Origin of the sequence: Lwoffella lincolnii, from assembly GCF_002014765.1 — a bacterium.
Classification (GTDB): domain Bacteria; phylum Pseudomonadota; class Gammaproteobacteria; order Pseudomonadales; family Moraxellaceae; genus Psychrobacter; species Psychrobacter lincolnii.
Map to the genome: position 1 here is coordinate 26,524 of NZ_MUYT01000015.1, position 16,451 is coordinate 42,974.

Here is a 16,451-nt window from a genome sequence, read left to right on the forward strand (position 1 = left end):
ATTCTCCACCTAAATCAAAAATTTAGGTGGAAATTTCAGCCTTAAGCCTAAGTGGCGTGTTCTTGTTTTTCAATATACTATCTAATGCACATCTACCATTCAATCAACTCACCTAACTAACATACCTAAACCGCTAGGTTTGGTGGGGAGGTTGGGTTAATAACATCGGATAGCTGTTCATGATAAAACAAAATAGCTCGGCAGTTTTTTGAGTGTCATAAATGGCAGAGTGGGCTTCACGACTGCTAAACTCAATACCAGCAGTGGCACACGCCCTTGCCAAGACTGTTTGTCCAAATGCTAATCCTGCCAAAGTTACGGTATCAAACACCGAAAACGCATGAAAGGGACTGTGATTTTTGCTATTGGTGCGTTCGATGGCAGCATTTAAAAATGCTAAGTCAAAATGGGCATTATGCCCAATCAACACACATTGGCGACAGTCGTTATCTCGGCGAATGTCTTTGAGTTGTTTAAAAATACGTCTTAGGGCGACTTTTTCGTCTTCGGCGATTGCTTTTCTTAAAGGGTTGTTGGGGTCAATGCCTGTAAATTCTAGGGCACTGGCTTCTAAGTTTGCTCCTTTAAAAGGGTTTATATGGGCACTGATGGCATCGCTTGGATAAAGTTTGCCATCAGTATCCATTAAGATGGGCTGGCAGGCAATTTCAAGTAGGGCATCGGTTGTGGCATTGAAGCCTGCGGTTTCAACATCGACCACCACAGGCAAAAAGTTGCGAAATCGTTCGGCAATTTTAGGCTTGGTGGGCTTGGTAAGATTGGCAATATTTGTCAGTGATGCGTTTGTACTTTGGTTTTGTGATTCGTTACTCATGCGTCGTGTCTGCTTACGTTGTGCCTGTTACGTTGTGCCTGTTACGTTGTGTCTGCCTGGCTTTTTAACTGGTCTGTTGGATTATCTGTCAGTCTGTATTTGCCAAGTGGTTATTGTCCCTGCCAATAGTGGGGTTAGGGTTTTGTTGTCAAAATAGGGATAATGCTCAGGAATGGTCAAGGGTGATTTGATTAATGTGATGTGTGTGTTATTGACTGGTAAGCCATAAAAAAGTGCCCCAAAAATGCTGGCAAATCCTTCTAATTTGTCCAATGCCCCTACTTGTTCAAAGGCATTGGCATACAGTGATATGGCGATGGGAGCTGAGTAACAGCCTGCACAACCACAAGCATTTTCTTTGGTGTTGGTGGTGTGTGGGGCAGAATCTGTGCCTAAGAAGAATTTTGGGTTACCACTGGTGGCGGCTTTGATAAGGGCGTGCTGATGGCGTTGGCGTTTTAGGATTGGCAAGCAGTAATAATGGGGTTTGATGCCACCAACCAGCATGTGATTGCGATTAAACAGCAAATGTTGTGGCGTGATGGTTGCTGCCACATTATCACCATGAGCCATGACAAATTCAACAGCATCGGCGGTGGTGATGTGTTCAACCACGACTTTTAATTCAGGAAAATCCTTTAATAATGGCGATAACACACTGTCTAAAAAGCAAGCTTCACGGTCAAAGATATCCACGTTGCCATGCGTAACTTCACCATGTACCAGTAAGGGCATTGCGTATTTTTGTAAGGCTTCTAGCACGGCATGGCAGTTTTTTAAATCCGTAACACCTTCCGCTGAATTGGTGGTTGCTCCTGCTGGATAGAGCTTGACTGCTTGTACCACACCGCTGGCATGAGCGTGGGCAATCTGCTTGGCATCGGTGTTATCTGTCAGATATAGCACCATGCGCGGGTTAAAGGCATTTTTGCGAGATGGACTTAGGTCGCTGTCTGCCAATGCTTGTAAGATACGCTCACGATAAGCAGATGCTTCTTGTGTGGTTTTGATGGGTGGTACAAGATTTGGCATACATATGACCCGATTAAAGGTGGCAGCTGCGTGTGGCACGGTGGTGGCAAGGGCATCGCCATCACGCAAATGAATGTGCCAGTCATCAGGTTGGATAATGGTCAAGCGGTTGGGTGTTTGTGCTGTGTTTGTTGGGGTCTGTGTGGGCATGATGTTGCGTTTCCTAAGTGTTGGATAATCCATCGCCATTGAATAACCACTGGATTGTTTAATCACTGGATTGTTATTAGGGACATGCCCTAAGAATCTACATTGATTGGGCATTGATTTGGGCTACTTGTTATTTTTTTGTCTCTTTTGTCTGGTTATTGACTGTTTGTTTATCAACTTTTGGGTCAGATGGTGGTTCAGGTGTGTCGTCTTCATTCACTCTTAAAATCACCACGTCTTGTGATGGGGCAATGGTTGGTGTGGTTGGAGCAGATGGTTGATGGGCAGGTTGCTGATGGTGATATTTTAGCACTGTTAATAACAATAGTCCGCCAATCACCGCCACAATCAGTAAAATCACTGGATTTTTATAAAAGGGTGCAGGTTCATCAAACTCAAATGGCGTTTCATTGGTGGCCAGTGGTCGGTTTTCTTGCAAAAACCCAAAGTTCACCAAAGGACGAGAGTGCGATATGTTGGGTTCTTCATTGATTTTTAGCCGTTGTCTGCTGAGATAAACATCTGTTACTTGGGCTAATTGTAATAGCCAACGCCGATGCGGCAGGTGAATGCCTGTCATGCTGGTAAACTGTGTGACTAAGGGTGGTTGGTTGGTGGTGGTTGGCATGTTTGCTAAGGTTGCTGATTTTGCTGTCGATGTGGTTGTCAATGCCTTGGGTGTTTGGGTACGTCCGATGGCTTTGGCATAGCTTGGTAGACCTTTATCAGCGTTACCATGGTTGGTATTGTTGTTTGTATTGGTTATTAGGTTGTTTGTTGCATTGCTTGCTGAGCCATCAGTATGGGAATTGTCAGTATGGGTGTTGTCAGTTGGTGTTGGCGGCGTTGGTAGTATCATTGCCAATAGGGTTTGCCAATGCTTGACATCGATGGTGGGGGGTGTGGCATTATCTGATGATGATTGTTGAGTTAATTGGTCTGATTGCTCGATTTGTGTGGTTACTGTGGGGCTTGTTTTTTCCACATTTGTTTTTTTCTCGTCAGTCATGGCAAAACGTTTGGCTTGCAAAAATTGTGGCTGTAGGGACAACCATTGGGCAATTTCATCACTGTTAAGCTGAGCATAATCAACAATGATGCTCAGTTCCCTGAGTGCCAAACCGATGACCAAATCCAATAAAATTTCTGCTTGATGTGGTTTGGTCGCAAGATGTTTGGCAATGTCATCGCTGATGACAGAGGCTGTGTTTGCACCGTGAAATAACAGGGTTGCCATACCCTGCACATTAAGGCTGACTTGTTGCATGGTATGTAGGTTCATGGCATTGTATTGGCGTAAGGTTTTGATATTGGCACGTTGTAACAAACGTTTGTGAACAGTGTCTGCATCTAAGGCTTGATGAGCCTTAATCAAACCAAAGCAAAATGATTGTAAGCACAATGTCAGACCTTGTCGAGCTTGGGGCAGAGACAGTTGGGTGGCATCTGCCAACAGTGGCACGATAGGCTGGGTATCTTGGTACAAGAAATCATAAACAGAAACACGAGTGGGAGATAAATGCGACATAAAAGCATCAAATCATGATTAAAATTGATGACAATCTTACGCATTTATGACCCAATAGACAACCCAAGCGTTATCATTTAAGCTTTATTGACAAATGTTTCAGTGATGAATGTTAATTTATCAATGGATTTTTAACAATTAAACAATATGGTATGCAACACATCAGACGACATGACTCACATCATCATCAACATCGCCAAGCAAACGCTTTTTCTTTACCAATCCGATGTCTTGACAGAGATGTTTACCATCTCGACAGGCAAAAATGGCATTGGCAATCTTGAAGGCAGTGGACAAACGCCACTGGGCAGACACGTCATCACGGAAAAAATCGGAGCAGACGAGCCGATGAATGCGGTGTTTGTTGGGCGTGTGCCAACAGGGGAGACATACACACAACTGCTTGGTGAGCAAGCACCTAAGCGAGATTGGATATTAACTCGCATCTTATGGTTATCAGGCTGTGAGCAAGGCATCAATCAAGGGCATAATTCACAGGGTTGTTGTGATACACATGCCCGCTATATTTATATCCATGGCACACCAGACAGTGAGCCAATGGGTGTGCCGATGTCACATGGTTGTATTCGTATGCGTAACGCTGATGTGATGCGGTTGTTTGATGAAGTTAGCATAGGGACAAAAGTCGATATCATTGCTAAATAGTCATTACTGATTTAGTCATTAATAACAGGTTTTAACATTGAATTTTAACAATGTAATTAAACTTAAAGTGTGATTAAGCATCAATTATTAACTGATACTGTTAACTGACACTGTTAAACAAAAATCAGATAAATCTGTGCCATAATTTTTTATTCAATGCTATCGTACCTTGATAGCATGCCAATAACTCATCGTATCTTATCGTAAATAATAATTATTATTATTTACATTTAAGTAGTCATCTTGTAATATTTGCACCCATTACCGTTATGAAGGATATTGATTGATGAGTGCTTATTCCCGACCCTTTTCTTTTAAACTTTCTGTGTTGGTTCGTTGTTTAAGCGTGGTTTTATTGATGGGCAGTTCCACGGTTTATGCCGAAGTGGTTGCCGACGAAATGGATATCAATGGCATTTCTAAAGAATTTCAAGTCACATTACCAACCATCATCATCGAATCCACCTCTGACCAAAAACAGACACTTGGCTATAACAAGTATCATCAAGCGTCAATCACTCGTGGTGAGATGGCCGTTAAAGATGTGCCTCAAACCATAGAGACCATCAATGTGCAAAAAAATAAACTATATGGTACGAATGACTTAAGCTCGATTGTGGAAGGCAATGCAGGAATTGATGCGACCTATGATATGCGAGGTGAAAGTATCAACATTCGAGGCTTCTCTGCCGATGCCAGCGATATCTACCTTGATGGTATCCGATCTAGTGGTCAAGTGCGTCGTAGTACCGCCAATGTTGAGCGGGTGGAAGTGTTAAAAGGGCCTGCTTCGGTGTTGTTTGGGCGTAGCCGTGGTGGTGGTGTGATTAATCTGGTCAGCAAAAAAGCCAATTTTGCCCAACGTAACTCAGTTAATGTGCGGGGTGGTTCGTGGGATAGAATGGGCATTTCGCTTGATAGCAATCAAGTGCTAAATCCCAATACTGCTGTGCGTTTGACCACCGATTATGAACAAGGCGATTCTTTTCGGTCAGGCATTGAATATAAAAACAAAATGGTTTCACCCAGTATCATATGGCGTTCAGATGATAAGAAACTGCGTTGGGAAGGGCAATATACCTACGATGAAGCATGGCGTGTCCCTGACCGTGGCCCAGAAAAATCAGTATATGACACCCTAAAACTTGGCTATGATAAAGGTTTTGCCCATGATGGTGATGAAGTGACTGATAAATTGCACTTTTTACGCTCATCATTGGCATATGATATTTCGCCAAACTGGACAGCGGAATGGACGGCAGGCTATCGTAAAGCCAATCAAGACTTTGACCATTACTATGGTGGAACACTCACACCCGATAATCGACTTAGACAAAGCTATGCGTGGCAACAAACTGAAAATAAAACCCTATCTTCAAGTGTGATGTTAAAAGGTACTGCCACGACAGGGAAAATCGACCATCAAATCTCACTTGGTTATGACTTTTCGCAAGAACAACGTAATCCGCTATTATTTGCAAGGTCAGGAGCAGTAACGATTGATCCCTATTTGCCAAATACTTGGATAAAAAATACCCATCGACTGTCCCCTGCTAGCATCGATAACCACCATAAAGGGACAACACATTCATTATTTGCTCAAAATTTAGTCAGCTTAACCCCTGATTTTAAAGTCATGCTGGGTGGACGTTGGGATAATTACAGCTTTGAAAGTGAAAATATCACCCACCAAAAACAAAAAGTCGATGATACCGCCTTTAGCCCAAATATTGGCTTGGTTTGGAATGTTACTCCAGAACATACTCTCTATACCTCGTATGCCAAAAGCTATTCTCCGTATGGTGGCAACGGCTATTTGGGTGTGACCATCGGTGACCAACGAAAAGTCAATCAAGCCCCCGAACATAATAAACAATATGAAATCGGACTAAAAAGTGACTGGTTGAATGGTAAACTTAGCACCACCGCCTCACTTTATCAATTGTCGCACTATGACATTCGCTATCGCCCCGACCCCGAAAATCGCCCATTCGATTTTGCGATACGAGGTGAAGAACAATCTCAAGGGATTGACCTAAGTGCTGTCGGTAAACTAAGTGATAAATGGTATCTGCGTGGCTCTTTGGGCGTGATGTCTGCCAAAGTCAAAGAAGACAAAAGCAACCCCATCTTTGAAGGTAAACATCTAAATGGCACCAGCGATATTCAAGGCAATTTATTCGTACGTTATGTACCAAACCCTACTTGGTATGGCGAAATGGGCGTCACTCACTCAGATGAACGTTACAATTATAATACCAGAACAGGTGTGGATAGCAACATTGAAGGCTTTACCCGTGTCGATGCGATGTTTGGTTATCAAGTTAACAAGCAACTGAGTACCACGCTGGCAGTCAACAACCTATTTAACACGGAATATTGGCGGTCTGGCAGTATGCCCGGCTCACCACGGTCATTTATGGCACGGTTAAATTATGAGTTTTAAATCGTATAAAAATATTTGACCCAGAGATGCTGATGACCTTTCGTGAACTGAATATTCATATTCACCGCTATATTGGCTTAACCATGGCGATATTTTTAATAATAACGGCGATAACTGGCATGGTGCTGCCCTTTTACGACCCATTGGATGAATGGTTTAACCAACGCCTAGCGTATGTTGAACCCAGTAATTCTGATGTTTTACCAATTGCCGTATTGCATGACAAAGTTGTGGCAAGTTTTCCTGATAAAAAATTCTCGTCAATGCCTGTGCAGATTAAGCCAAATCGCTCGGTAAAATTTGTCGTGGACAGACAACCCCAAAAACCCAATCAACCACAAGCAAAGCCTACTTTTAACCAAGTATTCGTCAATCCTTATACAGGTCAAATCATCGGTACTCGTAACCAAAATATGTGGGCATGGCAAAACACCATGTACAAAGTTTTTTGGTTTCATAGAAACCTGTTATTAGACAACTTTGGTAAAACCATGATGGGAATGGTGGGTTTGTTATGGACAATAAATTGCTTTATCGGCTTTTATCTGACGTTTCCTCGCAGACCAGCTAAGAAAAAGCAAAAACCCACCACCACATCACAACCAAATCGGTTCAAAAATTGGTTTCAACGCTGGTCTCGGGCGTGGAAAATTCGCAAATTTTCTAGCGTATTTAAGCTTAATTTTGATATGCACCATGCGTTTGGGCTGTGGTTTTGGGGCTTATCGCTGATGGTGGCGTGGTCAAGTGTGGGTTTTAATCTCAAGCCTGTATATCAACCTGTCATGCAAGCAGTGGTTGGCTTAAAACAACCTGCACCCAAGCCTATAATAGAAAAATATCAAGAAGTACAATCCGATCCAATCAATACCCTAGCGATTGATAAATATCATGCCATTGACACTTTAATTCAAATTGCCCAAACCCAAAGTCAACAAACAGGCAAAAGCTTTGAAAGACCGCTTAGTTTGCGTTGGGTGAGCGATGAACAAGCGTGGCAACTCCGATTTACCACCAATGAGGATTTTGGCACAGGTCGTGGTGCATCTAGCGTAACCGTTAATGCGGTAACTGGCAATGTCGAAAAAGTAACGTTTGGCTCAGAAGCGAATTTTGGCAATCGGGTGGAACAGGTAATTTACGCCATTCATTTGGCTCAGATTGATTCGATTGCGTATCGATTATTTTTGAGTGTGTTTGGTGTGATAGTAGCGATATTGAGCGTTACAGGTGTGTATCTGTGGTGGCATGGCCACAAGAATCGTAGGCATGCCAAACAAAAATTTGCAAAAAAAATACGCAAAGAAAGCATGTCCTGAGGCACTCATTTAAACTTATCGTGCGTCATTTTCCACCCATAATTTTTTGATTTAGGTGGTTTTGATTTAGGTGGAGATGTCAGCACCAACATGGTATCATCTAACCATTAAACATGATGACAATTAAACATGATGACCATCAATGAAAAATCCAAGCATTGACTAAAATAAATCTGTTTAGCTGATGTGCTGGGACTTGGTGCTGTGTAACTTGGGACTTTGTAAACAGTTCTCCAGTACGTAACTTTCAGCGTAAGTGTACTGGCGAAAGGCAGCAACTCAATTATTGGTAAGCAACTATTGGCAACCAACACAGTAAAAATCATTGTTCACTTCAATGACCATGTGTTTAAATATTAACATTACCCATTTACCCATTAAGTTTAACTAAAGGAAAAAAATCTATGTCAGCAAGCCTACACGCCCTACATGATGCCCACAAAAATCGCCGTACAGTTTATGCGTTAAACAATCAATTGCCTGTTGCCAAACAGTCAGTGATTGATGCGGTTGAACACGCCATTTTGCACACGCCTTCATCATTTAACTCACAATCCACTCGCATTTTAGTGCTGTTTGGTGAAGAACATCAAAAGTTGTGGGACATATGCAGTGTTCAACTAAAAGCGATTGTCGGTGATGGCGATTTTTCTGCCACCAAAGACAAGATGGCAAGTTTTCGGGCAGCGGCAGGCACGATATTGTTTTATGAAGACCAAACAGTGGTTAAAGAATTGCAAAAGCAATTCCCAACCTATGCAGACAGTTTCCCTGTGTGGTCAGAGCATACCAATGCCATGCACCAGTACGCCATTTGGGTTGCTTTGCGTCAAATGGGCATTGGGGCAAATTTACAGCACTATGCTCCTGTGTTTGAAAAACAAGTCGCCAATGAATTCAATGTGTCGTCAAATTGGCAATTGATTGCTCAAATGCCATTTGGTGGCATTGTAGAGCCAGCTGGCGAAAAATCGTTTAAACCTGTGAGCGAACGTATGAGAGTGTTGGGTTAATGGAGTGATTTAACCCAAAAAATCAATCTAAAAAAAGACAGCCAACTTGGGCTGTCTTTTTTATTCAGTCATTTCAATCCAGATACCCAAGCAAGGGTAAACATATCCAAACAGGGCGTGTCCTTATTTGGGTATTTTTAGCCACATTATCCAAATAGAAGCACGCCCTAATATTAACCCCAAATATTAATCCCAAAATTTTGGGGCATCTTTGACTGTTTTTAACGCATTGGCACACACTTTGGCGGCTTGCTGTCTTTGAGCATAAAACCAACCCACCGCAAAGTAGGCATTGGGGTCAGTGCTGGCTTTGTGTTGATAAAAGTCATACCCAACCATGTTGTCATTATATTCGCCCAGTATGTCTTGAGCTGGCTCAAGATGGCGTAGGAATTTTTTGCTCTTTTTTGTTTGATACATGGGGGCGGTGAACTCGCTGATGTAACGGAGACTTTTTAGCTGTTTACGCACGTCATGCTGAGCTTCCACGTCCAAATCTGCAAACCGCTCACTGGCATTGGTGATTTTGCCAAATAACTTAGTCATGATTTTGCTTAATTTGGCTTTGGCGGGTTTTTGAGTGTCGTCTTTGTCATCAGACAAGGCAAACGCCATCAAATCCAATAAAGTCAGCTGAAAATCATTGGCTCGCACCGCATCGATGGGCATCACCTTGATGTCTATTTGCCAGTCCACTTTGGGTGAGCCTTGGGTCTCTAGCATGGGTTGAGTTTTATTTTGCAAGACATCACAATCACGATATTCACCAAGCAAACTGAAAGTCTGCTTAAGCACCAATGCCCAATCAGGATTCAACTGCTTGCTAAAACCGTCAAAAAATTTCAATGCTGTTCGTAAACGGCGAATGCCCACTCGCAACTGATGCACATGGTTGCCGTCCTGACTGCCTGCCACAATGGCACTGGCGTTAGGCAATATCTGCAATAGACAATGATGCACCACCGCACGCATGAATGCTCCTTGGCTCATGTTTTTATCAACTTGTAAGGCAGATAAATCCGCTTTGGTGGCGTTGCCATGTTTTTGACCTGTCAATAACATTGAACCACGTTCCGCTTTTGTTACCGTGGATAAGCACAGCGTATAGCGTCTGCACCACGTCTTGGCAGTGTCAAATAAAAATGCCACGTCCCCTTCAATCAGCTCAAACTCGATTTCTTGTAGTGATTGCTGGTTGTTGCTATCCGTACCGTGAATGACCTTACCTATGTCAAACGCCACTTCCACCACGTTGCCATCTTGCTTAATAAGTCGTTTTGTGCGACTGACGTCGGTGATGTATTGACGTGTCAGTTGCTGTTGTATGTGTTTGTCATTGATGGGTAAATCTGCTTGCTCAGCATATGGGCTTAAGTCAGGTAACAGGCTGTCAGTGGCAAGTGCTTGCTTGATTTGTTGGCTGTCTTGCACGTTGTTAAACTCGGTACGGCTTGTCAGACCGTTACCGTTCATCTTTAAAGTTTGTACCCATTCATCGCCTTCTTGACGGATACGTAACGCCATGCCTGCTTTAGCAAGGTGTTGCTCTGGGGTGTCAAAATAGTGTGCTGCCAACGTTTCGGTTACCGCAGACTTGACGTGCGTTTGGCGTTTGATGGCATCGATTTTGGCATCAGGTACTAAAAATTTTAGCTCAATCTCTTGCATGATGATGTGTGTCCTTACTTTAAATGGCTTTACTTTAAATGGCTTTGCATAAAAAATAACTTTGCATAAAAAAATGTTTAGGGAGAAGGATTGGGCTGTTGGGTATGCACGTTTTCAATTGCTGTCAGCACATCATCAGACAATGTCAGATGGATAGAATCAATGTTGGTTTTTAATTGCTCAAGGTTGGTGGCTCCGATGATGGTACTTTTGATAAAATGACGGCTATTGACATACGCCAACGCCATTTGAGCCATGTCCAACCCTGCCACTTTGGCGATATCGGCATAAGCTTGGGTGGCAACTTGAGCTTGTGGGTTGGTATAACGGCTAAAGCGGTCAAACAAAGTCAATCTTGCCCCATCAGGTTTATTGCCATTTAGGTATTTACCCGATAACACCCCAAAACCCAATGGCGAATATGCCAACAGCCCAACATCTTCTCGGTGGGCAATCTCTGCCAAACCAATCTCATAAGTGCGGTTGAGTAAGTTATAGGGGTTTTGCACACTGCTGGGCGGTTGCAAGCCATGTTTTTGAGCCTCGGTGATGTATCGCATCACGCCCCAAGCGGTCTCATTAGACAACCCATAAGCTCGGATACGTCCTTTTTTGATTTCATCGTTTAATGCTTCGATGGTCTGTAAAAATGAAGTGAGACCCTCTAATGATTGCTCTGCCATCTGATTGTCATAGCCACGCTTGCTAAAGAAGTTGGCTTGACGCTCTGGCCAGTGCAACTGATACAAATCAATGTAGTCAGTTTGCAACCGCTCAAGACTGCCGTCAATGGCTTGAGCGATGTGCTTGGCGATGTAACGGGTGTTGCCATCTCTTAAGTGGTCGGCAGGGGAGATTTTGCTTGCCAGCACCACCTCTTGACGTTTGCCCGTCTTAGCAAACCAAGAGCCAATACAGCGTTCGGTGTTACCTTGGCTGGCAGGCTTGGAAGGCGCAGGGTACATCTCAGCGGTGTCCCAAAAATTGACCCCTTCGCCTAAGGCAAAATCCATCTGTTTGTGAGCGTCAGATACGCTGTTTTGCTCACCCCATGTCATCGTTCCCAAACAAATTTTTGAAACTTTGTCGTCTAATTTTGCTAAATGAGAATATTTCATAAAATCCTTATCAAATTCTATTGTATTTTGATGCCATTCATATTAATCTGACACTTAGGATAAGTGGCCATATTTTATGGTTTGTCAGTCATCTTTATCCTATTTTCTTTGTGATGCCATCATTCATTCATCTAAGCGGTCTTATTTGAACTGCCAGCGGTCTTTTTTGGATTGACGGTTTTGTTTGAATTCATGGCAACCACACTGATTTACTGTAACGCAACTTTGCGTTAATTGCCAATGACTTTTGGTTAGCCAATGTTATTTTGGTCTATTTTGGTCAATGTTATTATGCCTTGATGTTTATTATGCCTTGATGTTCATTGATGACCATAAGTTGAGCAATGTTTTATCCATCATTCATTCATTTTAAATGTTAAATTTTTTTTAAGGAAAATGCCCATGCGTACTGATATGTTCCAACAAATTTTAGAAGATTTAAACAGCTCTTCTGCTGATGTTGAAGCATCTGCCTTGATTTCAACTGATGGTCTGATGATTGCTTCTGCCTTACCTACTGGTGTTGATGAAGACCGTGTGGGTGCGATGTCTGCCGCCTTGTTATCACTGGGTGATCGTGCTGGTAGTGAGCTGGGTCGTGGCAGTACTGACCGTGTTTTGGTACAAGGTGAGCGTGGTTATGTCATCATGACATCAGCTGGTCGTGAAGCGGTATTGACCATCATGGCAAAACCCAACGCCAAACTTGGCTTGATTTTCTTGGACATCAAACGTGCCGCAGAAGCATTGGCAAAGCTTATCTGATTGGGTGGCTTGTCCGCCTTAAGACGGTCTGTTTTACTTTAGGGAAAAAATTTTAGACAAACTAATAGAAAACTAATAGACAAATTGATAAAGACAATTAACACACATCACATAATGAATCATATTAAGGAGAATGTCCATGAGCGTTCAGCTAGATGACATGCCTAAACCTGCTGGCAACAGCACAGAGCACCACATGACCTATCATGATGGTACGACTCGCACGGTCTATGATACCGACATCGAACGAGAATACCCAGATGGCAAGCTCATCGTCTCTCGCACAGACTTAAATGGCATCTTAACCCACGTCAATGATGCCTTTGTGGAAATCAGTGGCTACACCGAAGATGAACTGATTGGTAAACCACAGCACATTTTACGCCACCCAGACATGCCAAAAGCCGCTTATGAAAGCCTATGGTCAACCGTCAAAGCTGGCAAAAAATGGCATGGCTATGTTAAAAACCTGTGTAAAGATGGCACGCATTATTGGGTATACGCCACCGTTGTGCCTAATGTCCGCCGTGGTGAAACCGTTGGCTACACATCTGTGCGTCGCAAGCCATCTCGCAGTAAAATCGAAGACACCAAAGCCCAATACCAAGCCATGAAGCAAGGAGAATAGTTATGGCAGAGACCTTTGTAATCGCTCCCGACTTCTCGCCAGAACGTTTTGCTGGCTGGCACATGTTCAACACGTTGCTACAAAAGCGTTCCCATCTGTCCTTGCATTTAGAAACGCCATCTTCTCATGAAGAGCAAGAACAGCTGATTGCTGATAAAAATCCACCCTTGGTATATGCCAACCCATTTGATGCAGCAGAGCTTATCCGTAAAAAAGGCTATCAAGCTGTCGCTCGCCCCATCAATCATTCAGATGAAATGGTCATCGTATCCTCCGCCAAAGGCGACATCAACACACTTGAGCAACTCAAACCTGGCAGTAAAATCGCCATGGCAGATAACCGTGATGTCAAGCTGATTGGCATGCGATTGCTTGAAGCGGTGGACTTAAGCGAAAATGATGTCAATTTTGAAATTACCGAAAATTATCAGGCGGCCGCTCGCACCCTCATTCAAGGCAAAGCCGATGTTGCTTTTTTTATGGCAGAAGTGTACGAATCACTGTCAAACCTAACCAAATCACAGCTTCATGTGCTGATTGAAAGTGATATTTCTGAAATTAGCCATGTGTTGCTTGTCAAAGAAGACTTTGCTGATGCCCAATCCTTAACCGATGTGGTGCTGTCCCTTAAAGATGATGCTGATGGACAAGCGGTGTTGGCTGAACTTGGCATGACATCAGGTTTTGAGCCGATGAATGAAGAAGATGCTGAGTTTATGATTGATTTGATGGCGACACTGCTGGATTAACTCAGCCAAATTTAGATGAATCAGAGTAAATCACATGGGTTGCTTAAGCGTTGCCCATGCTGGATTTAAAGTTGGATTTAACATCAGCCATTTTTGTTGTTATTATTAAGTTGTTATTGTTAATTTGTTATTGTTAAACTGTAAAAAGAAGCCATGATATTGCCCATGACGCCTAAAATCACGCCTCTGCCTGCTCAGTTTTCTACCAGTCATCAGATAAAAACCCACTTTCGGCAACTATCACGCCACATTGCCAAAATGCCTAATGATGCTCGTTTACATCATGAACGGATTGATGTCGCCATGCAGTTTTATGAATCTGACCCTGTACAGGGGGCGTTGGCAGATTATTTTTTTGGTTGTTGGTATGATGTGGCATTTGAAGGTAGGGCGATATTGGATAAAGTCGCTGATAAATTGCGTGCTGGTGTGTATGATGATTTTGCTGAATGCGTGAATCGACAAGGGTTTGTGATGCGTAGCAGTCAGCTTGCCACCGAATGGAGTGTGTTGCTCACGCCATCGTTGCAAGTGCCTGTCCATCGACAACGCACCAACCGTGACCATTCATTTTATGTGGCTGATAGGGTGATTGAACAGCTGTTATTAGCAAGGCAGAATCATGATGTGGCACAAATTCTACATTTAGAAGAAGAATTTTTTTTGCATTGTTTGGCATGTGGCGACAAAATAGCCTTTATGAAAGTGTGGTTTTGGTTAAATAAACAAAATTGGGTATTAGATGCCCGCTGGCAACGCTGTCGTGAGTCATTAGAGTCTTTAAGTGGTGAAGATTCATAGCTGTCGCTTTGTCCATTGCTTTTGCTTTGCTTGTGGCGTTGAGTGTTGTTTTGAATATTTTGGCTGATGGCACGATTTTGATGGCATTTAAATTTGATGGTATTTAAATTTTGATGGTATTTATTTTGTGGTACTTAAATTTTTGTGGTACTTAACTGTTAATCATTTTACCTAGGACAATAAACCCATGAGCTTATCCAGTCAATGGTCAGCACAAACCAAATCAACACAAAACACAATCATGACCCAATTAAAAATGAATGAAACAATCAAAGACCTGCTACAAAGGCATTTTAACCATGTTGGCAATCAAAAATTTATCCTTGGATTGTCTGATTTGTTTGCCAAAACCACTCCGTTTATCATCAAAGTACATCGCACTTGCACATTGGTACACCCACCACAAGGCTATGCCATCAGTGAAAATCTGCCAAGAATACTTGAATACTTATCACTGACCAAAAGCTATAACGTGTTAAGTGATATGATACAAATTAATGAAATTAGTGAACAAGAAGCCCAACAATATCTCAACATGCTTAAAAAACTTGGCGGCCGTCAGATGAGCGTTAATGTCTTAATGTGGCAAGTGTATCAGACGGTATTAAGCGAAGAAGTGGCTTATGATGGTCATCGACTGTCTTTAAAGCTCAGATACATGCCCAATCTGGCTCATCTGGGTGATGTTGATGCGTCTGTTGGGCGGGTATTTGCCACGTGTCTGAATTCGCCCCAAAATGTCAAACAATTAAAAGATTTTTTTCCTAATGTCAGTGAAGACCGTTTAAATGCCATTTTATTGCTCAGCATCTTATCCAAAATGGCAGATTTTTCAGTCATCACATCGCAAATCATCGCACAAGGTGTTGATGCCACAAGTTTTGATGCCAAAAAAAATGTGGAACAATTCGCTACCAAGGCAAACTGGCAACAAAATAATGACATCAACCGAGCCAGAAAATCGGGATTTTTTCAGCGTTTGTTAAGCAAATTATCTTGGTAATGCAGCCTTGGTAATGCAGCTTATCTTGGTAATGCAGCATTCAGTAACACAAAATTGAATGACGCAACATTGAATGTTCAATCTGATTTTTATCAGATAAAAGGTTGCAAAAGTTTAAACGTTTCACAACGCTTTTAATTCGTTGACGATGACAAATGAATAATAAATTGATGATAAAAAGGTCGAATTATGCCCAAAAATGACATCTATAAACTGATAGTGGCAGGCCCTGTGGGAGCAGGTAAAACAGAAGCCATTCGCTCCCTATCTGATAAGGACATACTGACCACAGAAGAAATGGCATCAGATGATGTTAGATTCATCAAACGCACCACCACGGTGGCAATGGATTATGGGGTGATGAAGCTAGATAGCGGAGAGACCGTACGCATCTATGGCACACCAGGGCAGCGCCGATTTGACTTTATGTGGGAAATATTAAGCGAAAACGCACTGGGTTTAATATTGCTACTCAACGCCACCGATGCTGACCCCTTTGACGATTTGGATTATTATTTGGATAAGTTCATGCCCCTAATTAACAGCAGTGCTTTGGTGGTGGGCGTAACCCATGCCGAAGACATTCCATGGGATTTACATGAGCGGTTATCTGAGCATGTCGTTAATAAAGGGGTAACTGCCAATGTGATTTTGGTTGATGCTCGCAAACGTGAAGACATGCTAGAATTGGTAAAGTCATTGATTTATATGATTGTCAGTGGATTTTAGT

At 42.6% G+C, this 16,451-nt stretch carries 15 protein-coding genes; 10 read left to right on the top strand and 5 right to left on the bottom strand.

All coding sequences use genetic code 11. The features are described from left to right. Nucleotides 1-133 precede the first annotated feature (133 nt). From rnt to B0682_RS08490, 3 genes are all read right to left on the bottom strand, one after another. Complete coding sequence (rnt, locus tag B0682_RS08480; protein ID WP_205760129.1) at nt 134-787, bottom strand: ribonuclease T; 654 nt, start codon at nt 785-787, stop codon at nt 134-136. A 129-nt stretch (nt 788-916) separates the two neighbouring features. Beyond that, nucleotides 917-2,017, bottom strand: a complete 1,101-nt coding sequence (gene pyrC / locus B0682_RS08485) for a dihydroorotase (RefSeq protein ID WP_078308232.1) — start codon at nt 2,015-2,017, stop codon at nt 917-919. Nucleotides 2,018-2,147: 130 nt separating this feature from the next. Further along, nucleotides 2,148-3,545 (bottom strand): hypothetical protein, encoded by a 1,398-nt coding sequence (locus tag B0682_RS08490; RefSeq protein WP_078308234.1) that lies wholly within the window; start codon nt 3,543-3,545, stop codon nt 2,148-2,150. A gap of 171 nt (nt 3,546-3,716) precedes the next feature. Between B0682_RS08490 and B0682_RS08495 the strand changes: the two genes are divergently transcribed. The 4 genes from B0682_RS08495 to B0682_RS08510 all read left to right on the top strand — a co-directional run bounded on the left by B0682_RS08495 (nt 3,717) and on the right by B0682_RS08510 (nt 8,989). Beyond that, nucleotides 3,717-4,211 (top strand): L,D-transpeptidase, encoded by a 495-nt coding sequence (locus B0682_RS08495; RefSeq protein ID WP_078308312.1) that lies wholly within the window; start codon nt 3,717-3,719, stop codon nt 4,209-4,211. Between the two features lie 286 nt (nt 4,212-4,497). Continuing rightward, a complete protein-coding gene (locus tag B0682_RS08500) occupies nt 4,498-6,657 on the top strand; it encodes a TonB-dependent receptor (protein WP_078308235.1) in 2,160 nt (719 codons plus the stop codon). A gap of 26 nt (nt 6,658-6,683) precedes the next feature. Further along, nucleotides 6,684-7,976, top strand: a complete 1,293-nt coding sequence (locus tag B0682_RS08505; protein WP_240494947.1) for a PepSY-associated TM helix domain-containing protein — start codon at nt 6,684-6,686, stop codon at nt 7,974-7,976. Between the two features lie 404 nt (nt 7,977-8,380). Then, nucleotides 8,381-8,989 (top strand): nitroreductase family protein, encoded by a 609-nt coding sequence (locus B0682_RS08510; RefSeq protein ID WP_078308237.1) that lies wholly within the window; start codon nt 8,381-8,383, stop codon nt 8,987-8,989. A 186-nt stretch (nt 8,990-9,175) separates the two neighbouring features. Here the strand turns inward: B0682_RS08510 and B0682_RS08515 are convergent, their stop codons facing one another. Together B0682_RS08515 and B0682_RS08520 are read right to left on the bottom strand one after the other, a co-directional pair. Then, nucleotides 9,176-10,657, bottom strand: coding sequence for a CYTH and CHAD domain-containing protein (locus tag B0682_RS08515; protein ID WP_078308239.1), 1,482 nt, complete (start codon nt 10,655-10,657; stop codon nt 9,176-9,178). A gap of 77 nt (nt 10,658-10,734) precedes the next feature. Further along, the gene (locus B0682_RS08520; protein ID WP_078308241.1) at nt 10,735-11,775 is read right to left on the bottom strand and encodes an NADP(H)-dependent aldo-keto reductase; all 1,041 of its coding nucleotides are present in this window, start codon (nt 11,773-11,775) and stop codon (nt 10,735-10,737) included. Between the two features lie 402 nt (nt 11,776-12,177). On the opposite strand from B0682_RS08520, the gene B0682_RS08525 reads away from it, so the two are divergent. The 6 genes from B0682_RS08525 (at nt 12,178) to B0682_RS08550 (ending at nt 16,450) form a co-directional block, all read left to right on the top strand. After that, nucleotides 12,178-12,540, top strand: coding sequence for a roadblock/LC7 domain-containing protein (locus B0682_RS08525; protein WP_078308243.1), 363 nt, complete (start codon nt 12,178-12,180; stop codon nt 12,538-12,540). 139 nt (nt 12,541-12,679) lie between these two features. After that, entirely contained in the window at nt 12,680-13,168 is a 489-nt protein-coding gene (locus B0682_RS08530; RefSeq protein ID WP_078308244.1) for a PAS domain-containing protein, read from the top strand. A gap of 2 nt (nt 13,169-13,170) precedes the next feature. Continuing rightward, nucleotides 13,171-13,917, top strand: coding sequence for a PhnD/SsuA/transferrin family substrate-binding protein (locus B0682_RS08535; protein WP_078308246.1), 747 nt, complete (start codon nt 13,171-13,173; stop codon nt 13,915-13,917). 153 nt (nt 13,918-14,070) lie between these two features. Beyond that, entirely contained in the window at nt 14,071-14,718 is a 648-nt protein-coding gene (locus B0682_RS08540; protein ID WP_143823341.1) for a hypothetical protein, read from the top strand. A gap of 187 nt (nt 14,719-14,905) precedes the next feature. Continuing rightward, nucleotides 14,906-15,721: a hypothetical protein gene (locus B0682_RS08545; RefSeq protein WP_078308250.1), complete on the top strand. Its 816-nt coding sequence runs from the start codon at nt 14,906-14,908 to the stop codon at nt 15,719-15,721. 189 nt (nt 15,722-15,910) lie between these two features. Next, nucleotides 15,911-16,450, top strand: coding sequence for a GTP-binding protein (locus B0682_RS08550; protein WP_078308252.1), 540 nt, complete (start codon nt 15,911-15,913; stop codon nt 16,448-16,450). The last annotated feature ends 1 nt before the right edge of the window (nt 16,451 follow it).

Bases quoted from the DNA above. Each gene is read 5' to 3' on its own strand.
- B0682_RS08525 (WP_078308243.1), top strand. From the start codon at position 12,178: ATGCGTACTGATATGTTCCAACAAATTTTAGAAGATTTAAACAGCTCT.
- B0682_RS08515 (WP_078308239.1), bottom strand. From the start codon at position 10,657: ATGCAAGAGATTGAGCTAAAATTTTTAGTACCTGATGCCAAAATCGAT.
- B0682_RS08535 (WP_078308246.1), top strand. From the start codon at position 13,171: ATGGCAGAGACCTTTGTAATCGCTCCCGACTTCTCGCCAGAACGTTTT.
- B0682_RS08510 (WP_078308237.1), top strand. From the start codon at position 8,381: ATGTCAGCAAGCCTACACGCCCTACATGATGCCCACAAAAATCGCCGT.
- B0682_RS08550 (WP_078308252.1), top strand. From the start codon at position 15,911: ATGCCCAAAAATGACATCTATAAACTGATAGTGGCAGGCCCTGTGGGA.
- B0682_RS08490 (WP_078308234.1), bottom strand. From the start codon at position 3,545: ATGTCGCATTTATCTCCCACTCGTGTTTCTGTTTATGATTTCTTGTAC.
- B0682_RS08530 (WP_078308244.1), top strand. From the start codon at position 12,680: ATGAGCGTTCAGCTAGATGACATGCCTAAACCTGCTGGCAACAGCACA.
- B0682_RS08520 (WP_078308241.1), bottom strand. From the start codon at position 11,775: ATGAAATATTCTCATTTAGCAAAATTAGACGACAAAGTTTCAAAAATT.
- B0682_RS08500 (WP_078308235.1), top strand. From the start codon at position 4,498: ATGAGTGCTTATTCCCGACCCTTTTCTTTTAAACTTTCTGTGTTGGTT.
- B0682_RS08540 (WP_143823341.1), top strand. From the start codon at position 14,071: ATGATATTGCCCATGACGCCTAAAATCACGCCTCTGCCTGCTCAGTTT.
- B0682_RS08495 (WP_078308312.1), top strand. From the start codon at position 3,717: ATGACTCACATCATCATCAACATCGCCAAGCAAACGCTTTTTCTTTAC.
- B0682_RS08545 (WP_078308250.1), top strand. From the start codon at position 14,906: ATGAGCTTATCCAGTCAATGGTCAGCACAAACCAAATCAACACAAAAC.
- pyrC (WP_078308232.1), bottom strand. From the start codon at position 2,017: ATGCCCACACAGACCCCAACAAACACAGCACAAACACCCAACCGCTTG.
- B0682_RS08505 (WP_240494947.1), top strand. From the start codon at position 6,684: ATGCTGATGACCTTTCGTGAACTGAATATTCATATTCACCGCTATATT.